Below are 17,030 nucleotides of genomic sequence, written 5' to 3' on the forward strand. Positions count from 1 at the left end.
GGCGACACCCTAGGGAATCAGCCCGTCACGGAGGGGCGTTTCGGGGCGGTGGCGGCCGAAGGGGTGACGGAGTTACTGGCGGCGTTGGAGGTTGCCGTCGTCCAGGCGGGCGTTGACGAGTTTGCCGAGGAGGGTGACCAGGGTGTCGCGTTCCTCCGCGGTCAGGGTTTCGGCCCAGTAGCGCTCACGTTCGTTGTAGACGGTGAACGCCGCCACGAACTCCGCGCGGCCCGCGTCGGACAGCGTCACGTGGTGCGTGCGGCGGTCGCGGGTGGATTCCTCGCGGTCGATCAGGCCCTGGCTCGACATCTTGTCCAGCAGCGCCGACGTCGTCGCCCGGCTCATGCCCGCCAACCTCGTCAGGTCGCGGGTTTCCATCTCGCCGTACATGAACAGGATCAGCAGGAGCTTCAGCGGTGGCGCGGCGACCGAGTCGAGTTGGCGCAGGGTCCGGTACAGGTCGTAGAACACCACGTCCGTCGCGCAGCGCAACGTCATGCACAGCCGCATCGCCTCGTGGTCGACGCCGTCGACGCGCGCGGGCACGGTGGCCACCGCCTCGTCGATCAGCGACCACATCGTGGTGTCCTGCACGGCTCGCGCGTTCGGGAGTTCGTCACTCGGCAATGGACTCGACCTAGCTCGTGTCGGTGGGCGGTCGGGGTGGCGCCGGCGGGCGTCGGTGCATTCAACCACCGACGCTGATCGTCAACAAATTGACCGTCAACATGTTGACAAATCTGGGCCTCGACTCGCAGCCTGTGGCGACACACATCGAGTGCTCGGAGGCCGCCGCATGATGAGGTACCACTCCCTGGGAACCAACGGTCCCAAGGTGTCCGCGCTGAGCATCGGCTCGTACCACACGTACGACCGCATGGCGCACGAAGACGTGGTGGAGCTGCTGCGGGCCGCCCGCGCCGCCGGGATCAACTGGTTCGACGTCGGCCACTACACGTCCTCGGCCCGCCCCGACGACCCGGTGTCCGAGACGGACCTCCGGTTCGCCGCCGCCCGGGACGCCGCCGGGATCGCCCGCGAGGACTACTTCCACACCCAGAAGCTCTGGTACGGCGGACCGCGCCCGTCCTTCCGCGACCAGCTCGCCGCGTCGCTGCCCCGGTCCGGTGTGGACGCCGCCGACTGCGTGGTCTACAACCCCGACACCGCCTACCACTTCGGCACCGCGGTGGACATGCCCGCGATCGTCCGCGAGATGGCGGATCTGGTCGAGGCCGGGCTCACCACGTACTGGGGCATCAACCACGCCACCCCGGCCGAGGTCGACCAGGCGTGCGCCTACGCCGACGCCGAGGGACTGCCCCGGCCGAGCGTGTTGCAGCTGCCGTACTCCGCGATCGCCCGGCGGATGGCCGAGGACCCGGAGTTGGCCGCCGTGGTCGAGCGCTGGGACCTGGTGTTCCAGCCGACCAACGTGCTCGCGGTCGGCGTGCTGGCCGGTCGCCGGGCCGAGCGCAGCGAGCGACCGCTGGGTCCGTCGGGCATGACCCGGCACGCCGAGCACGTCAACGAGCTGTTCGCGCGGCGCGCCGAGGGCCTGGGGGCCACGGCCGCGCAGCTGGCGATCGCGTTCGTGCTGAGCCACCCGCGCACCGCGTCGGCGCTGGTCGGCGTCAGCGGTGTCGAGCAGTTGCGGGCCAACCTCGGCGCGCTGGACCTGCTGGCGAAGGTCGGTGCGGACGGCGTCCGCGCCGCCGTCGCCGACGTGCCGCAGAACCCGGACGAGCTGGTCGTGGGCCAGCTCGACGGGCAGCCCGCCGTCAGCTGACCGAGTCCGCGAGGGGGACCACTTCCGCAGAGAGGCACGACCCGTGAGCCCAACCACCACCCGCGCGCGAAGACTGGCGGTCGCGACCGTCGCCGTCGCGCTGGCGGTCACGTCCTGTTCCAGCGAGCGCGGCAAGACCGCGACCGGCGCGACCGGCGGCACGTTCGTGTTCGCCGCCGCGTCCGACCCGGTCGCGCTGGACCCGGCGTTCATCAGCGACGGCGAGAGCACCCGCGTCGCGAACCAGATCTTCGAGGGGCTGGTGTCGGTCAAGCCCGGCACCGCCGAGCCCGCGCCCGGACTGGCCACCTCGTGGACCCAGAGCGACGACGGCCGCAGCTACACCTTCCAGCTGCGCAAGGGAGTGCAGTTCTCCGACGGCACGCCGTTCGACGCGGCCGCGGTGTGCTTCAACTTCGAGCGCTGGCACAACTGGACCGGCCCGCTCCAGGCCGAGAACATCAGCAACCTGTACCAGCTGGTGTTCGCGGGCTTCAAGACCAGCGACAACCCGTCGTTGACCAACGGGATCTACCAGGGCTGCGCGCCCGGCCAGGACGCGGTCACGATCACGCTGACCCGCTCCTACGGCAGTTTCATCCCGGCGCTGGCCATCTCGTCGTTCGCCATGCAGAGCCCGACCGCCCTCAAGCAGTACAAGGCGGACGAGCCGGGCCAGGGCGGCGACGTGCGGCGAAACGAGTACTCGACCGCGCACCCGACCGGCACCGGTCCGTTCGTGTTCGAGTCGTGGGAGAAGGGCCAGCGGGTCACGCTCAAGGCCAACCCGTCCTACTGGGGTGACAAACCCAAGGTGGACAAGGTGATCCTGCGGATCATCCCGGACGGCACCGCGCGGCTCCAGGCGTTGCAGAGCGGCGAGGTCGACGGCTACGACCTGGTCGCGCCGGGTGACGTGCAGAAGCTCTCGGACGCGAAGTTCCAGGTGCTGCCGCGGGAGCCGTTCAACGTGCTCTACCTCGGCATGAACCAGGCCGACCCGCTGCTGGCGGACCTCAAGGTGCGCCAGGCGATCGCGTACGCGCTGGACAAGCAGGCCATCGCGACCCAGACGCTGCCGCCGGGCACCAAGGTCGCTAACCAGTTCATCCCGCCCGCCGTCAACGGCTTCGCGGCCGACGGCGTGCCGACCTACGACCACGACCCGGCCAAGGCCAAGGCGCTGCTCGCGGAAGCGGGCGCGACCGGGAAGACGATCACGTTCAACTACCCGACGGGCATCTCCCGGCCGTACATGCCGAGCCCGGAGGACACGTTCGTGGCGATCCGCTCCCAGCTGGAGGCGGTGGGGCTCAAGGTCGAGGGCGTGCCGGAGAAGTGGAGCCCGGAGTACCTCCAGCGGATCAAGTCCGATCCCGCGCACGGGCTGTACCTGTTGGGCGGCACCGGGATCATGAACAGCGCGGACACCTTCCTCGGCATCTTCTTCGGCCGCAAGACCGTGGAGTGGGGTTTCGAGGACCAGGCCATGTTCGCGTCGGTGGCCGCCGCGCGCGGCGCGCGCAACGTGACCGAGCAGGGCGCGCTGTACGCCAAGGTCAGCCGGGACCTGATGACGTTGCTGCCGGGCATCCCGGTCGCCCACCCGGTGCCGTCGCTCGCGGTCGCGCCGAAGGTGTCGGGTTACGTGACCAGCCCGTTGGCCGCCGAGGTGTGGAACACCGTCCAGATCGAGGGCTGAGGACACCATGATCGCGTTCATCGCCCGCCGGCTGGCGCTGGTCGTGCCGGTGCTGTTCGGCCTGAGCGTCCTGCTGTTCTTCTGGGTGCGGCTGCTGCCCGGCGACCCGGCCCGCGCGCTGCTCGGCGAGCGGGCCACCCAGGAGGGCATCGACCGGGTCAACCGGATCTACGGGTTCGACAAGCCCGTGCCGGAGCAGTACCTGTTGTTCCTCGGCCGGATCGCGCGCGGTGACTTCGGCGCGTCGATCCGCACCGGCCAGGACGTGACGGCCGGGTTCCTGGAGCGGTTCCCGGCGACCGTCGAGCTGGCGATCGCGGGCCTCGGCCTCGCGATCGTGCTCGGCGTGCCGCTGGGGTACCTCGCCGCCAGGCGGCGGGACGGGCTGCTCGACCACCTGTCGGTCGGCGCGTCCCTGATGGGCGTGGTCGTGCCGGTGTTCTTCCTGGCGTACCTGCTGAAGTGGGTGTTCGCGATCCGGCTCGGCTGGCTGCCGAGCGCGGGCCGGCAGGACGTGCGGTTGGACGCGACGCACCCGACCGGGCTGTTCGTGCTCGACGGGGTGCTGACGGGGGAGTGGGACGCGGCGTGGGACGCCGCGCTCCACCTCGTGCTGCCGGCGCTGGCGCTGGGCGCGATCCCGTTGGCGATCATCGTGCGGATCACCCGGGCATCGGTGCTGGAGGTGCTCGACGAGGACTTCGTCCGCACCGCGCGGGCGAAAGGCTTGGCGCGCAACGTGATCCGGCGTCGGCACGTGCTGCGCAACGCGATGCTGCCGGTGTCGACCACCATCGGGTTGCAGGCGGGCGCGCTGCTCGCGGGCGCGGTGCTGACCGAGACGGTGTTCGCGCTGAACGGGGTGGGCGAGTTCCTGTTCACCGCCATCAACCACCTGGACTACCCGGTGCTCCAGGGCTTCATCCTGTTCATCGCGGTGATCTACGCGGTGGTCAACCTGCTGGTCGACGTCTCGTACTCGATCATCGACCCGAGAGCGAGGCTGTCGTGAGCGCACCCGCGGCGCCGCCGCCCGTGACCGTGCGGGTGGGCGGCTCGTGGCGGCCGGTGGCGCGCCGACTGGTGCGGCGGCCCGCCGCGCTGGTCGGAGCGGCGATCGTGCTGCTGTTCGTGCTGGTGGCCGTGTTCGCGCCGCTGTTGACCCCGTACCAGCCGGGCAGCGCGGAGTGGGCCGGGCTGATCACGCCGTCGTCGGTGCCCGGTCCCGGTCCCGGTCACCTGCTCGGGTTGGACAGCTTCGGGTCGGACCTGCTCACCCAACTCGTGCACGGCGCCCGGCAGTCGTTGACCATCGGCGTCACCGCGACCGCGCTCGGCCTGGCGGTCGGGTCCGCGCTCGGGCTGCTCGCCGGCGGGCTCGGCGGGTGGGTGGACACCGCGGCGATGCGGCTGACCGACGTGATGCTGTCGATCCCCGCGCTGCTGCTCGCGGTCAGCGTGGCGGCGGTGATGGGGCGCAGCCCGCTCGCCGTCATGATCGCGATCGCGGCGGCGCAGGTGCCGGTGTTCGCGCGGCTGCTGCGCGGGTCCATGCTCGCCCAGCGCAACCGGGACTACGTGGTGGCGGCGCGCTCGCTCGGGCTCTCGCGCGGTCGGATCGTGCTCGGCGAGATGCTGCCGAACTCGGTCGGGCCGGTGATCGTGCAGGCGACGCTCGTGCTGGCCACCGCGACGATCGAGGTCGCCGCGCTGTCGTTCCTCGGTCTCGGCCAGGCGGACCCGACCGTCGCCGAGTGGGGCCGGATGCTCGTGAAAGCTCAGGCCCGCCTGGAGACCGCGCCGCACCTGGCGCTGTTGCCCGGCGTCTGCATCGCCGTCACCGCGCTGGGGTTCACCCTGATCGGCGAGGCGCTCCGCGAAGTCCTCGACCCGAAGAACACCACGAGGTGACCGTGCCGAACTCCCTTGCGCGCCAACCGGAATCCCCTCCGCTGTTGGAGGTCGCCGACCTCCGGGTGCGGTTCTCGCCGACCGGACCCGCCGCGGTCGACGGTGTCGGCTTCCAGGTCGGCGCGGGCGAGGTCGTCGCCCTGGTCGGCGAGTCCGGCTGCGGCAAGTCCGCGACCGCGCTCGCCGTGCTGGGCCTGCTGCCGCGCACCGCGACCGTCTCGGGCAGTGTGCGGTTCGACGGCGTCGAGCTGACCGGGCGGGAACTCGACGCCCGGCGCGGCAAGGACGTCGCCATGGTCTTCCAGGACCCGATGACGTCGCTCAACCCCGTGGTGCGCATCGGGGTCCAGCTCACCGAGGTGCTGCGCCGGCACACCGACCTGAGCCGGTCCGCCGCCCGGGCCAGGGCCGCCGACCTGCTGGGCGAGGTCGGCATCCCGGACCCGGCGCGCCGGTTGCGCCAGTACCCGCACCAGCTCTCCGGCGGCATGCGGCAGCGGGTGATGATCGCGATCGCGCTGGCGTGCGAGCCGAAGCTGCTCATCGCCGACGAGCCGACCACCGCGCTCGACGTCACGGTGCAGGCGCAGGTGCTGGACCTGTTGGCGCGCTTGGCGCGCGGGCACGGCGCGGCGCTGTTGATGATCACCCACGACCTGGGCGTGGTCGCCGGGCTGGCCGACCGGGTCGACGTGATGTACGGCGGTCGGATCGTGGAGACCGCGCCCACGCTCGAGCTGTTCCGCCGGCCGCGGCACCGGTACACCCGCGGCCTGCTCGCGTCGATCCCGACCCTGGACACGCCGCGCGGCGCCAGGTTGACCCCGATCGCGGGCTCGCCGTTCGACCGGCTGCCGTGGGACGAGGGCTGCGCGTTCGCCTCCCGCTGCGCCGCCGTCGACGCCGCGTGCCTGGTGCCGGACCTGCCGTTGGTCGGCGCCGGGCACGCGCACCGCTGCGCGCACCCCGGCGACCGCCCCGTGGTGTCCACCAAGGACGCTCCGGTGCCGGCCGCGGCCGTGCCGGTGGAACCGCTGGTCCGGATCGAGGACCTGCGGGTGCGCTACCCCGGCCGGCGTACCGCGATCACCAACCGCCCCAGGGAGTACGTGCACGCGGTCGACGGCGTCACGCTCGACCTGCCGCGCGGCCGGACCTACGGCCTGGTCGGCGAGTCGGGGTGCGGCAAGTCGAGCCTCGGTCGCGCGGTGCTGCGGCTGGAGCCGGTGGCGGGCGGGCGGGTGCTGTTCGACGGCACGGACCTGGCCGCGCTCGGCGAGGGCGCGCTGCGGCCGTTGCGCCGGCGGATGCAGATGGTGTTCCAGGACCCGATGGCGAGCCTGAACGCCCGCCAGACCGTGGGCGCCATCCTCGAGCAACCCCTGCGCGCGCACCGGGTTCCGGGCGGACGGGCGGGGTGGCACGACCGGGTGGAGCTCGCCCTGGACCGGGTCGGTCTGCCGCGCTCGGCCCAGCACCGGTACCCGCACGAGTTCTCCGGTGGTCAGCGGCAGCGGGTGGGCATCGCGCGGGCGATCATCCTGGAGCCGGACCTGGTGATCGCGGACGAGCCGGTGTCCGCGCTGGACGTGTCGGTGCAGGCGCAGATCGTGAACCTGCTGGAGGACGTCAAGCAGTCGCTGGAGCTGACCACGCTGGTGATCGCGCACGACCTGGCCGTGGTGCGGCACCTGAGCGACACGGTCGGCGTGATGTACCTGGGCCGGCTGGTGGAGGAGGCCTCCTCGACCGCGCTGTACGAACAGCCGCTGCACCCCTACACCCGGTCCCTGATGTCGGCCGTGCCGGTGCCGGACCCGGAGGCGGAGAACCGGCGGGAGCGCGTCATCCTGTCCGGCGACCTGCCGAGCCCGACCTCGCCGCCGCCCGGCTGCCCGTTCCACACCCGCTGCCCGGTCCGCCGGGATTCCCGCTGCGCCACCGAGGTTCCGGCGGTGCGGGAGGTCCGGCCCGGCCACCGGGTGGCGTGCCACTGGGTGGAGTGACGCCCGTGGTTCAGCTCGCGGGCGCGTCGGCCGGCGGCACGGGCGTGTCCCGGTCGGCGTGGTCCGCGGCGGCCAGTTGCGCGCCGCGGACGTCGCCGTGCTCGATCGCCTCGTAGATCCGGGCGTGCTCGGCGTCGCGGCGCTCGCCGGGCTGGGGGTCCAGGTTCGCGTAGCGCAACGCGGCGATCGCGCACCGGTGCAACTCGGTCAGCACCGGGTTGCGCGCGGCGGCGAAGACGGTGGTGTGGAAGACGTCCGGGGTGACCTCGGTGCGGCCGCTGGCGTTCCGGTAGGTCGCGGTCCAGCACGGCTGCCTCGGCGCGGTGAGCGCGGCGCGCAGGATCGCCAGGTGCTCCTCGGACCGGTGGGCGGCGGCCAGGCCGGCGGCCTCGGACTCCAGGGCGCGGCGCAGGTCGAGGGTGTGCGCGACGGGCTGGTCGCGCAGGTGGTCGCTCAGCACGGTGCTGACCGCGCTGCGGGCGCGGACGAACGTGCCGCGACCGCGTGCGCTCTCCACCATCCCGTTGCCGGCCAGCATCCCGATGGCCTGCCGCACCACGGTGTGGCTCACGCCCATCAGCTCGGCCAGCTCGTCCTGGTTCGGGATGCGGGAGTTCAGCGGCCACTCGCCGCTCTCGATCCGCCGGGTGATCCACTCGGCGGCCTCTTCGAAGCCCGCCCGTCTCGGCGGCATGTGGTCCGGATGTCCTTCGCGCTCGCGGGACCGCACCGTGCGGCCGAGTTTCTTTCTACACGACTGTAGAAGGTCGCGGCGGCGGGCTGTCAAGCGGTGGCCGGTCGGTGGTCAGTCGTCCAGTCGGCCGAGGAGGTCGCGCAGGATCCGCTCGTCGTCCTCGTCCAGCGCGCCGACGAACCTGGTCAGCACGGACGCGCGGTCCGGCTCGCTCTCCAGCAGCCTGCCCATCCGCCACGCGGTGAGCGCGGACGGGTCGGCGGTCGCGGAGTACCGGTAGGCGCGGCCGTCGCGGGTCCTGGTCGCGAGCCTTTTCTCGTAGAGCCGGGTGAGCGTGGTGACGACCGTGCTGTAGGAGAGGGTGCCCGACGGGTCGAGCCGGTCGCGCACCTCGGCCGGCGTCAGCGCCTCGCCCGCGTCGCCGAGCACCCCGAGCACCTCGGCGGCCAGCGCGCCGGGCAGCCGTCTGGCCGGCTGGTCTCCCGCGTCCTTCTCCCTGGTCACGGCCAGATGGTACCTATCGGTGCCCGATGCGACCGGCCCACCGGTGGGCCGTGGGAGACTGGAGCGCTGACGCACCTGGAGGGGAGTCCGGCGTGTTCGACCACTTCGCCTGGTCCGTGGTGGCCACCCCGTTGCTGGTGCTGCTCGGCACCTGGCTCTCAGCCGACCGCCTGCGCCCCGACCTCGCGCCGCGGGTGTTCGCGTGGTCCGCGGTGGTCGCGGCGCTGGCGAGCACGGTGAACCTGGTGGTGTTCGGGCTCAAGGCGCTGGCGCAGATCCCGGCCGTCGCGGCGGTGGGCGACTGGTCGGCCGACGTCGTCGTCGCGGACACCGCGCACGTGCCGTGGGTGCCGGGGTTGTCCCTGGTGTGGGCGTGCGCCGTCGCGATCGCGGTGGGTGCGCAGTGGTGGCGCCGGCGGCGGGTGCTGCGCGCGGCCCGGGCCGAGGTCGAGTGGCTGGAGCCGCGCGGTGACGTGGTGACGGTGGCCGACGAGCGGGTCGAGGCGTTCGCGCTGCCCGGCACCCGGGGTCGGCCCGGTCGGATCGTGCTCACCACGGGGATCCTGGACATCCTGGACGAGCGGCAGCGCGTCGCCGTGATCGCGCACGAGCGCGCGCACCTCGCGGGCGACCACCACACCCTGGTGTGGCTCACCCGGGTGGCCGCGACCGCGCACCCCGTGCTGTGGCCGGTGGCGCGCAAGGTCGCGTACCTGGTCGAGCGCGCCGCCGACGAGGCCGCCGCGGTGGAGTTGGGCGACCGCAGGCACGTCGCCCGTGCCATCGGCTTCGCGGCCCTGGCCGCCGCCCGCTCCGGGGGAGTGGCCCGCTCCCACGGCCTGCCCGCCGCGCTGGGCGCCGCGCCCGGCGTCGTGCCGCGGCGGGTGTCGGCGCTGATGGTCCCGCGCGAACGCCGGCGCTGGACGGCGGTCCTGCCGGTGCTGCTCGCGATCGGCACCGTGGTGTGGACGTTCGAATGCGTCTACGACCTCCACGAACTGCTCGCCCTCGCGTCGATCCGCTAGCCGACCGCAGCTCGACGCGCGGCTCCGCACCGCGTCCGGCGATCACCGGGCAGGCGAGCCGGAGCAGCCCTGGCACGTCCTCGCGCCCCCCAGCTCGCGAAGCGCCCGGTGTGCGGCCGGCCGGCCGGAGCAGTCCCGGCTTCCCTCGCGCGCCACGACCACGGCCGCCCGCACCTGTTGCCCGACGGGCGTTGTCGTGGTCGGCGCGCCGGTTCCGCGGCACGCCGACCACGGTTCTTTGCCGGGTGGCCGTTGTCCGGGGCGGTGGCCGGTTCCGCACCAGGCCCGCGCGCATTCCGTTGCCCGGTAGGCGTTGCCCGGGGTGGCGCCGGTTCCGCGGCGGGCCCGCGCGCGCTTCCTCGTCCGGCCGACGGTGTCCAGCGGACCGTTCGCGCCGTGTGCCGTGCGCGGCCCGTCACCTGAACGGCCGCGTTCGGTGCTGCGGCGAGTGATCGTCCCGGAGAGCCCGATCAGCCCGCCCGCACGCCGGGCGGCCTGCGTTTTCCTTGCGGTTGCGGTACTTCCGGCGGGGGCGCGGGTGTGTCGATCATCGCACCCCTTGACAGCGCCGAGGTCTCTTCTACAGTCTAGTAGAAGCAAATTTAGCCTAACCTAACCGGCGGAGGCTGTCACGATGTGTGAGCACACGTCGACCCTTGGCGACCCCGTCCGCGGTGCGGCGACACCGGCGACCGCCGGATAGCCCGACTCCCCTCAGTCCCTCGACCGGCCACCCCGCGGTGGTCGGTCGGTCGAGCGTGCCCACCGGCCTTCCCTGGAGGTTCTGCGCTGATGTCCGGCAACCCCTTCGACGACGAGAACGGCGAGTTCCACGCCCTGGTCAACGACGAGGGCCAGTACTCGCTGTGGCCCGTGTTCGCCGAGGTGCCGTCGGGGTGGGCGGTCACCCTCGCGAACGCGAGCCGGCAGGCCTGCCTGGACCACATCGGGAGCCGGTGGACCGATCTGCGGCCCACGAGCCTGATCTCCGCGACGACCGCGACCGGGGCCGAGTCGCGATGACCGTCCACGACTGGCGTTCCCGCGCCCACACCGGAACCGTCGCCGATCCGCTGACCGCCGCGGCCGCGCTCGCCCGCCGTGCCGACGGCCCGTACGTGGTCTACGAACGCGACGGCTGTTGGACCTTCGCCTCCGGCGTGGTCGCCGAACTGCGCCTGACCCGGCACGGGATCACCGTGGCGCACGGCGGTGTCGCGCGGGTGGTGCCGCCGGCCGACGACCTGCCCGCGCAGCTGTCCACCCTGCTCGCCGAACTGCCCGTGCCGTGGCGGCGCGCGTACGGCTGGGCCGCCTTCGAACTGGCGCACCTGCTGCACGGCGTGCCCGAGGCGGCGGGCGACGGGACGTTGCTGCACCTCGTGGTGCCGGCCGAGGAGGTCCTGTTCGCCGACGGCGCCGCCGAACTCGTCGCGCCCGACGACCGCGCGCTCGACCGGCTGCGCGACGTGCTGGACGGTCCGGCCGGGCCGTGGGGCGCGCCGCAGACCGGCGTCGACCTGGCGGCCGCGGACGACCCGCGCTACCGGGAGATCGTCGCGGCCGCGGTCGCCGACATCCGGGCGGAGAAGCTCCAGAAGGTCATCCTGTCGCGGGTCGTGCCGGTGCCGCTGGAGGTCGACCTGGTCGCCACCTACGTGGTGGGCCGGCGCGGCAACACCCCGGCGCGGTCGTTCCTGCTGGACCTGGGTGGCTTGCGCGCCACCGGGTTCAGCCCCGAGACGGTGGTCGAGGTGTCCGCCGACGGCCGGGTCTCCACCCAGCCGCTGGCCGGCACCCGGAGCCTGCTCGGCGACCCGGCGAACGACCTCGCGGGCCGGGTCGAGCTGCTCGGCGACCCCAAGGAGGTCTTCGAGCACGCGATCTCGGTGCGGCTGGCCCAGGACGAGCTCTGGTCGCTGTGCCGGCCGGGTTCGGTCGGCGTGGACGAGTTCATGACGATCAAGGAGCGCGGCAGCGTCCAGCACCTCGCCTCGCGGGTGAGCGGGACGCTCGCCGAGGGCAAGGGTCCCTGGCACGCGTTCGCCGCGCTGTTCCCGGCGATCACCGCGTCCGGCATCCCCAAGCCCGAGGCGTTCGAGCTGATCGCGGGCCACGAGGAGCCGCGCGGCCTGTACAGCGGCGCGGTGCTCGCGCTCGACGCGGACGGCGGGTTGGACGCGGCCTTGGTGCTGCGCACCGTGTTCACCGAGCACGGCCGGACCTGGCTGCGCGCGGGCGCGGGCATCGTCGGCCTGTCCACCCCGGAGCGGGAGCTGGAGGAGACGCGCGAGAAGCTGCGCAGCATCTCCGGCTTCCTGGTGCCCGCCGGTGTGTCCACTTCGGACGGTCCGGACCTGACCGAGGCCGGGTTGCGCGACCTCGCGGCCGAGCTGACCGAGGAGGAGCCGGCGTCGATCGACGCGCAGGCCAACCTGTTCGAGCTCGGCCTGGAGTCCATCGCGCTGATGAAGCTCGTCGGCACCTGGCGCCGGGCGGGCATCGAGGTGAACTTCGCCGAGCTGGCCGGAAACCCGACGCTGGACGGCTGGTCGAAGCTGCTGGCCGAGCGCCGGTCGACCGAGCCGCCCGCGCCGGCGGTCGAGGACGAGCACGAGCCCGCCGACGAGCACGACACGTTCGGTCTCGCCGTGCTCCAGCACGCGTACTGGTTCGGCCGGACCGCGGGCCACCGGCTCGGCGGGGTGGCGGCGCACCTGTACTCGGAGTTCGACGGCGCGGACGTGGACCCGGAGCGGTTGCGGGTGGCGATCGGCCGGTTGGTCGAGCGGCACGCGATGCTGCGCGTGGTCGTGACCGACAACGGGCGGCAGCGGATCGCCGAGACCTCGGGGTGGCGCGGCCTGGTCGTGCACGACCTGCGCGCGGTGCCCGAGGAGGAGCGGACGGCCCGGCTGGCCGCGATCCGGGACGCGAACTCCCACCGGGTGCTGGACATCGAGGCGGGCGAGGTGTTCGCCACCGAGCTGACCCTGCTCCCCGAGGGGCGCACCCGGCTGCACCTGGACGTGGACATGGTGGCGGCGGACGCCGTCAGCTACCGGGTCCTGCTCGCCGACCTGGCCCGCTTCTACGAGCACCCCGACGAGCAGCGCCCCGCGCCCGGCTACACCTACCGGCAGTACCGCGCGGCCCGACCCGCCGCCCGCGCCGAGGCGGCCCGCGAGGCCGCGGAGTGGTGGCGCTCGCGGCTGCCCGACCTGCCCGGCGCGCCGGACCTGCCCGCCGCGCTCGGCGCGCCGGTGTCGAGCACGCCCCGGGTCGCCCGCCGGGCGACCACGTTGTCGCCGGCCGAGCGGTCGCTGCTCGCGGAGAAGGCGCGGGCGCACGGGATCACGCCCGCGATGGCCGTGGCCACGGCGTTCGCCGAAACCGTCGGGCACTGGAGCGCCGAGCCGCGGTTCCTGCTCAACGTCCCGCTCTTCGACCGCGAGCCGGTGCACCCCGAGGTCGGCGACGTGGTCGGCGACTTCACCGGGTCGGTGCTGCTGGAGGTCGACCTGTCCCGGCCCGCGTCGTTCGTGGACCGGGCCCGACGGACCCAGTCCCGGATGCACGCCGACGCCGCGCACGCCGACCACACCGGGGTGGAGGTGCTGCGGGACCTCACCCGGGCACGGGGCGAGCAGGTGCTGGCGCCGGTGGTGTTCACCAGCGCGCTGAGCCTGGGCGAGCTGTTCGACGCGGGTGTCCGCCGGCACTTCGGCGACGCGGTGTGGATCATCTCGCAGGGTCCGCAGGTGCTGCTCGACGCGCAGGTGACCGAGCTGGACGGCGGACTGCTGGTCAACTGGGACTCCCGGGACGAGGAGTTCGCGGCCGGCGTCGTGGACGCGATGTTCGCCGCGTTCGCCGACCTGGTGCACGCGCTCGCGACCGACGCGGACGCGTGGACCTCGCCGGTGCCCGACCTGCTGCCCGCCGCGCAGCGCGAACGCCGGGAGCGGGTGAACGCGACCGACGGCCCGCGCTCGGGTCGGTTGCTGCACGGGGGTTTCTTCGCCGAGGCCGCCCGGACGCCGGACGCGCCCGCGGTGCTCGACGCGGAGACCCTGTCCTACGGCGACCTGGCCGACCGCGCGCTGCGGGTCGCGGCCGCGCTGGTGGCCCGCGGGGTCCGGCCGGGCGACACCGTCGGCGTGACGTTGCCCAAGGGGCCGGACCAGGTCGTCGCGGTGCTCGGCGTGCTGGCGGCGGGCGGCGTGTACGTGCCGGTCGGCGTCGAGCAGCCGGAGGCCAGGGCGCGGCGGATCGCGGCACTGGCCGGGTACCGGGTGCTGCTCGACACCGCGACGCTCGCCGAATCCCTGGGCGCGCCACCGTTGTCGGCCCCGGTCGAGGTGGACGAGGAGCAGCTCGCCTACGTGCTGTTCACCTCCGGGTCCACCGGCGAGCCGAAGGGCGTCGAGGTGCCGCACCGCGCGGCCATGGCGACGATCGACGACCTGGTCGAGCGGTTCGGGCTGGGGCCCGCGGACCGGACGCTCGCGTTGTCCGCGCTGGACTTCGACCTCTCGGTGTTCGACCTGTTCGCGCCGCTGTCGGTGGGCGGCGCGGTGGTGACCGTGCGGCAGGACCGGCGGGACGCGGCGTCCTGGGCGGAGCTCGTCGCGACGCGCGGTGTCACGGTGCTCAACTGCGTGCCGGCGCTGCTGGACATGCTGCTCGCGTCCGGGGTGCCGCTGGGCTCGTCGCTGCGCGTGGTGCTGCTGGGCGGCGACCGGGTCGGCGTCGACCTGCCGGGTCGGCTCGCGCGGGCGGTGCCCGGGTGCCGGTTCGTCGGGTTGGGCGGCACCACGGAAACCGCGATCCACTCGACGGTGTGCGAGGTGACCGGGCCCGTTCCGGCGCACTGGCACGGTGTTCCGTACGGGACGCCGCTGCGCGGGGTGCGCTGCCGGGTGGTCGACGCGGTGGGTCGGGACTGCCCGGACTGGGTGCCCGGCGAGCTGTGGATCGGCGGTGACGGCGTCGCGCACGGCTACCGCGGCGACCCCGAGCGCACCGCCGACCGGTTCGTCACGCACGCCGGGTTGCGCTGGTACCGCACGGGGGACGTGGCGCGGTACCACGACGACGGCACGCTCGAGTTCCTCGGCCGGCGCGACGACCAGGTCAAGATCCGCGGCTACCGGGTGGAGCCGGGCGAGGTCGAGACGGCGTTGCAGGCCGATCCGGACGTCCGCGAGGCGGTCGTGGTGGTGGTCGGCGGACCGCGCCCGTCCCTGGTGGCGGGTGTGGTGGGCGAGGTGGACCCGATCGCGGTCGCGGACCGGTTGCGCGGGTTGGTGCCGCCGCACATGGTGCCGGACCGGATCGTGGTGCTGGACCGGATCCCGTTGAGCGGCAACGGGAAGGTGGACCGCAAGGCGGTGCGCGCGCTGGTCGGCGAGGTGGCCCGCGACGACACGGCCGACCCGGAGACGCCGCTGGAGCGGGTGGTCGCGCTGGCGTGGCGCGAGGCGCTGGGCCTGGCGCGGGTCGGTCGGGACGAGGAGTTGTTCGCCGTCGGCGGCGACTCGGTGGTCGCGACCGCGATCGTGTCCCGGCTGCGCGACCTCCTGGACACCCGCGCGGTGTCGGTGCGCTCGCTGTTCGCCGCGCCCACGGTGGCGGGCCTCGCCGCGGAGCTCGCCCGCACCCAGGACCGGCCGGGCCGGTTGGAGGCGGTCGCGGAACTGGTGTGGGAGATCGAGTCCATGAGCGATGCCGACGTGCTGGCCGAAACCCGCGGGGAGTCGGAGTGAGCGCGAGGTCGGGGGACGGGATGAGGCTGGACGGCGCGGTCGGGTGGCCGGCGGAGTTCGCGGCGCGGTACCGGGAGGCCGGGTACTGGCGCGGTGTCACGCTGGGCGGTCTGCTCGCCGAGTGGGCCGGGCGGTTCGGCGACTCGGTCGCGGTGGTCGACGGTGGTCGGCGGGTGACCTACCGCGAGCTGGACCGGTGGGCGGACCGGGTCGCGGCCGGGCTGCTGGCGCGGGGCGTCGGGCGTGACGACCGGCTGGTGGTGCAGCTGCCGAACGTCGCCGAGTTCGTCGTGCTGCTGTTCGCCCTCGCCCGGGTCGGCGCGGTGCCCGTGCTGGCGCTGCCCGCGCACCGGCGCACCGAGATCACCCACCTGGTCGAGTTGTCGGGCGCCGTCGGGTACGTGATCGCGGACGTCCACCAGGGTTTCGACCACCGCGCGCTGGCCGCCGACCTCCCGTCGGTCGCCGGGCACGTGCTGGTCGTCGGCGACCCCGGGCCGTTCGTCGCGTTCGACGACGTGGTGGGCGACCCGGCGACGCTCGCCGACCTGCCGCCGGTGCGTCCCGAGGACGTCGCCGTGCTGCTGATCTCCGGCGGCACCACGGGTCGACCGAAGTTGATCACCCGCACGCACGACGACTACGCCTACAACGCGCGGGCCAGCGCCGAGGTGTGCGGACTGACCGCCGACGACCGCTACCTGGTCAGCCTGCCCGTCGCGCACAACTTCCCGTTGGCGTGCCCCGGTGTGCTGGGTGTCCTGGGTGTCGGCGGCACGGCCGTGCTGGCGCCCGCCCCCAGTCCCGACGTCGCCTTCGAGCTGGTCGAGCGGGAGCGGATCACGGTGACCGCGCTCGTGCCGCCGATGGCGCGGATGTGGGTGGACGCGGCGCCGTGGTCGCGGAACGACCGGTCCAGCCTGCGATTGCTCCAGGTCGGCGGGTCCAAGATGGACGCCGACTTGGCGCGGGCGATCCCGCGGGCACTGGGCTGCCGGGCGCAGCAGGTGTTCGGCATGGCCGAGGGGCTGCTGAACTACACCCGCGACGACGACCCGGAGGAGCTCGTCGTCGGCACCCAGGGTCGTCCGCTGAGCCCGGACGACGAGATCCGGGTGGTGGACGAGGACGGTCACGACGTCGAACCCGGCGTCGTCGGCGAGCTGCTCACCCGCGGTCCTTACACGCCGCGCGGCTACTTCCGGGCCGGCCCGTACAACGCGGGAGTGTTCACCCCCGACGGCTTCTTCCGCACCGGAGACCTGGTGCGGGCGCTGCCGAGCGGCCACCTGGTGGTCGAGGGCCGGATCAAGGACGTGGTCAACCGGGGCGGCGAGAAGGTGCCGGCGACCGAGCTGGAGGACCTGATCCTCGCGCACCCGGACGTGGCGCAGGCGGCGGTGATCGGCCTGCCGGACGAGCTGCTCGGCGAGCTGGTGTGCGCGGTGGTCGTCGCGGGTGAGCAGGGTCCGCCGAAGCTCAAGGCCCTCAAGGCCCACCTGACGGCGCTCGGCGTCGCCCGGTTCAAGCTGCCGGACCGCCTCGTCGTCGTGGACGCCTTCCCGCTGACCGCCGTCGGGAAGATCAGCAAGCGCGAGCTGGTCGACCGCCTGTCCGGCGACTGAACCACC

12 protein-coding genes are annotated in these 17,030 nt (G+C 73.6%); 9 read left to right on the plus strand and 3 right to left on the minus strand.

The window, feature by feature from the left end:
* Positions 1–72: 72 nt before the first annotated feature.
* A complete protein-coding gene (locus AB0G50_RS09570; RefSeq protein ID WP_360104389.1) occupies positions 73–579 on the minus strand; it encodes a MarR family transcriptional regulator in 507 nt (168 codons plus the stop codon).
* A 256-nt stretch (positions 580–835) separates the two neighbouring features.
* Here AB0G50_RS09570 and AB0G50_RS09575 point away from each other — a divergent pair, with 256 nt between their 5' ends.
* From AB0G50_RS09575 to AB0G50_RS09595, 5 genes are read left to right on the plus strand one after another with little or no spacing between them, the layout of a single operon-like run.
* Positions 836–1,789 (plus strand): aldo/keto reductase, encoded by a 954-nt coding sequence (locus tag AB0G50_RS09575; protein WP_360104392.1) that lies wholly within the window; start codon positions 836–838, stop codon positions 1,787–1,789.
* 43 nt (positions 1,790–1,832) lie between these two features.
* Positions 1,833–3,491: an ABC transporter substrate-binding protein gene (locus AB0G50_RS09580; RefSeq protein WP_360104395.1), complete on the plus strand. Its 1,659-nt coding sequence runs from the start codon at positions 1,833–1,835 to the stop codon at positions 3,489–3,491.
* A gap of 7 nt (positions 3,492–3,498) precedes the next feature.
* Complete coding sequence (locus AB0G50_RS09585; protein ID WP_360104398.1) at positions 3,499–4,503, plus strand: ABC transporter permease; 1,005 nt, start codon at positions 3,499–3,501, stop codon at positions 4,501–4,503.
* Positions 4,500–5,402, plus strand: a complete 903-nt coding sequence (locus AB0G50_RS09590; protein WP_360104401.1) for an ABC transporter permease — start codon at positions 4,500–4,502, stop codon at positions 5,400–5,402. Before AB0G50_RS09585 ends, AB0G50_RS09590 begins: the two co-directional genes overlap by 4 nt.
* Positions 5,403–5,404: 2 nt before the next feature.
* Positions 5,405–7,408, plus strand: coding sequence for an ABC transporter ATP-binding protein (locus AB0G50_RS09595; protein ID WP_360104404.1), 2,004 nt, complete (start codon positions 5,405–5,407; stop codon positions 7,406–7,408).
* Positions 7,409–7,418: 10 nt separating this feature from the next.
* Here AB0G50_RS09595 and AB0G50_RS09600 read toward each other — a convergent pair whose 3' ends face one another.
* A complete protein-coding gene (locus AB0G50_RS09600) occupies positions 7,419–8,102 on the minus strand; it encodes a GntR family transcriptional regulator (protein WP_360104407.1) in 684 nt (227 codons plus the stop codon).
* Positions 8,103–8,213: 111 nt separating this feature from the next.
* A complete protein-coding gene (locus tag AB0G50_RS09605; RefSeq protein WP_360104410.1) occupies positions 8,214–8,606 on the minus strand; it encodes a BlaI/MecI/CopY family transcriptional regulator in 393 nt (130 codons plus the stop codon).
* 92 nt (positions 8,607–8,698) lie between these two features.
* Here AB0G50_RS09605 and AB0G50_RS09610 point away from each other — a divergent pair, with 92 nt between their 5' ends.
* From AB0G50_RS09610 to AB0G50_RS09625, 4 genes are all read left to right on the plus strand, one after another.
* Positions 8,699–9,631 carry a M48 family metalloprotease gene (locus AB0G50_RS09610; protein ID WP_360104413.1) on the plus strand — a complete coding sequence of 311 codons (933 nt, stop codon included), beginning with the start codon at positions 8,699–8,701 and terminating at the stop codon, positions 9,629–9,631.
* A 792-nt stretch (positions 9,632–10,423) separates the two neighbouring features.
* Entirely contained in the window at positions 10,424–10,654 is a 231-nt protein-coding gene (locus AB0G50_RS09615) for an MbtH family protein (protein ID WP_360104416.1), read from the plus strand.
* Positions 10,651–15,399: a salicylate synthase gene (locus AB0G50_RS09620; RefSeq protein ID WP_360104419.1), complete on the plus strand. Its 4,749-nt coding sequence runs from the start codon at positions 10,651–10,653 to the stop codon at positions 15,397–15,399. Before AB0G50_RS09615 ends, AB0G50_RS09620 begins: the two co-directional genes overlap by 4 nt.
* Positions 15,400–15,419: 20 nt before the next feature.
* Positions 15,420–17,024 (plus strand): AMP-binding protein, encoded by a 1,605-nt coding sequence (locus tag AB0G50_RS09625; protein ID WP_360104694.1) that lies wholly within the window; start codon positions 15,420–15,422, stop codon positions 17,022–17,024.
* Positions 17,025–17,030: the final 6 nt, after the last annotated feature.

It is taken from the genome of Actinosynnema sp. NPDC020468 (genome assembly GCF_040642015.1).
Taxonomy (GTDB): domain Bacteria; phylum Actinomycetota; class Actinomycetes; order Mycobacteriales; family Pseudonocardiaceae; genus Actinosynnema.

Coding starts and splice junctions, on each gene's coding strand:
- AB0G50_RS09625 (WP_360104694.1), top strand. CDS start 15,420: ATGAGGCTGGACGGCGCGGTCGGGTGGCCGGCGGAGTTCGCGGCGCGG.
- AB0G50_RS09620 (WP_360104419.1), top strand. CDS start 10,651: ATGACCGTCCACGACTGGCGTTCCCGCGCCCACACCGGAACCGTCGCC.
- AB0G50_RS09570 (WP_360104389.1), bottom strand. CDS start 579: ATGTGGTCGCTGATCGACGAGGCGGTGGCCACCGTGCCCGCGCGCGTC.
- AB0G50_RS09600 (WP_360104407.1), bottom strand. CDS start 8,102: ATGCCGCCGAGACGGGCGGGCTTCGAAGAGGCCGCCGAGTGGATCACC.
- AB0G50_RS09615 (WP_360104416.1), top strand. CDS start 10,424: ATGTCCGGCAACCCCTTCGACGACGAGAACGGCGAGTTCCACGCCCTG.
- AB0G50_RS09585 (WP_360104398.1), top strand. CDS start 3,499: ATGATCGCGTTCATCGCCCGCCGGCTGGCGCTGGTCGTGCCGGTGCTG.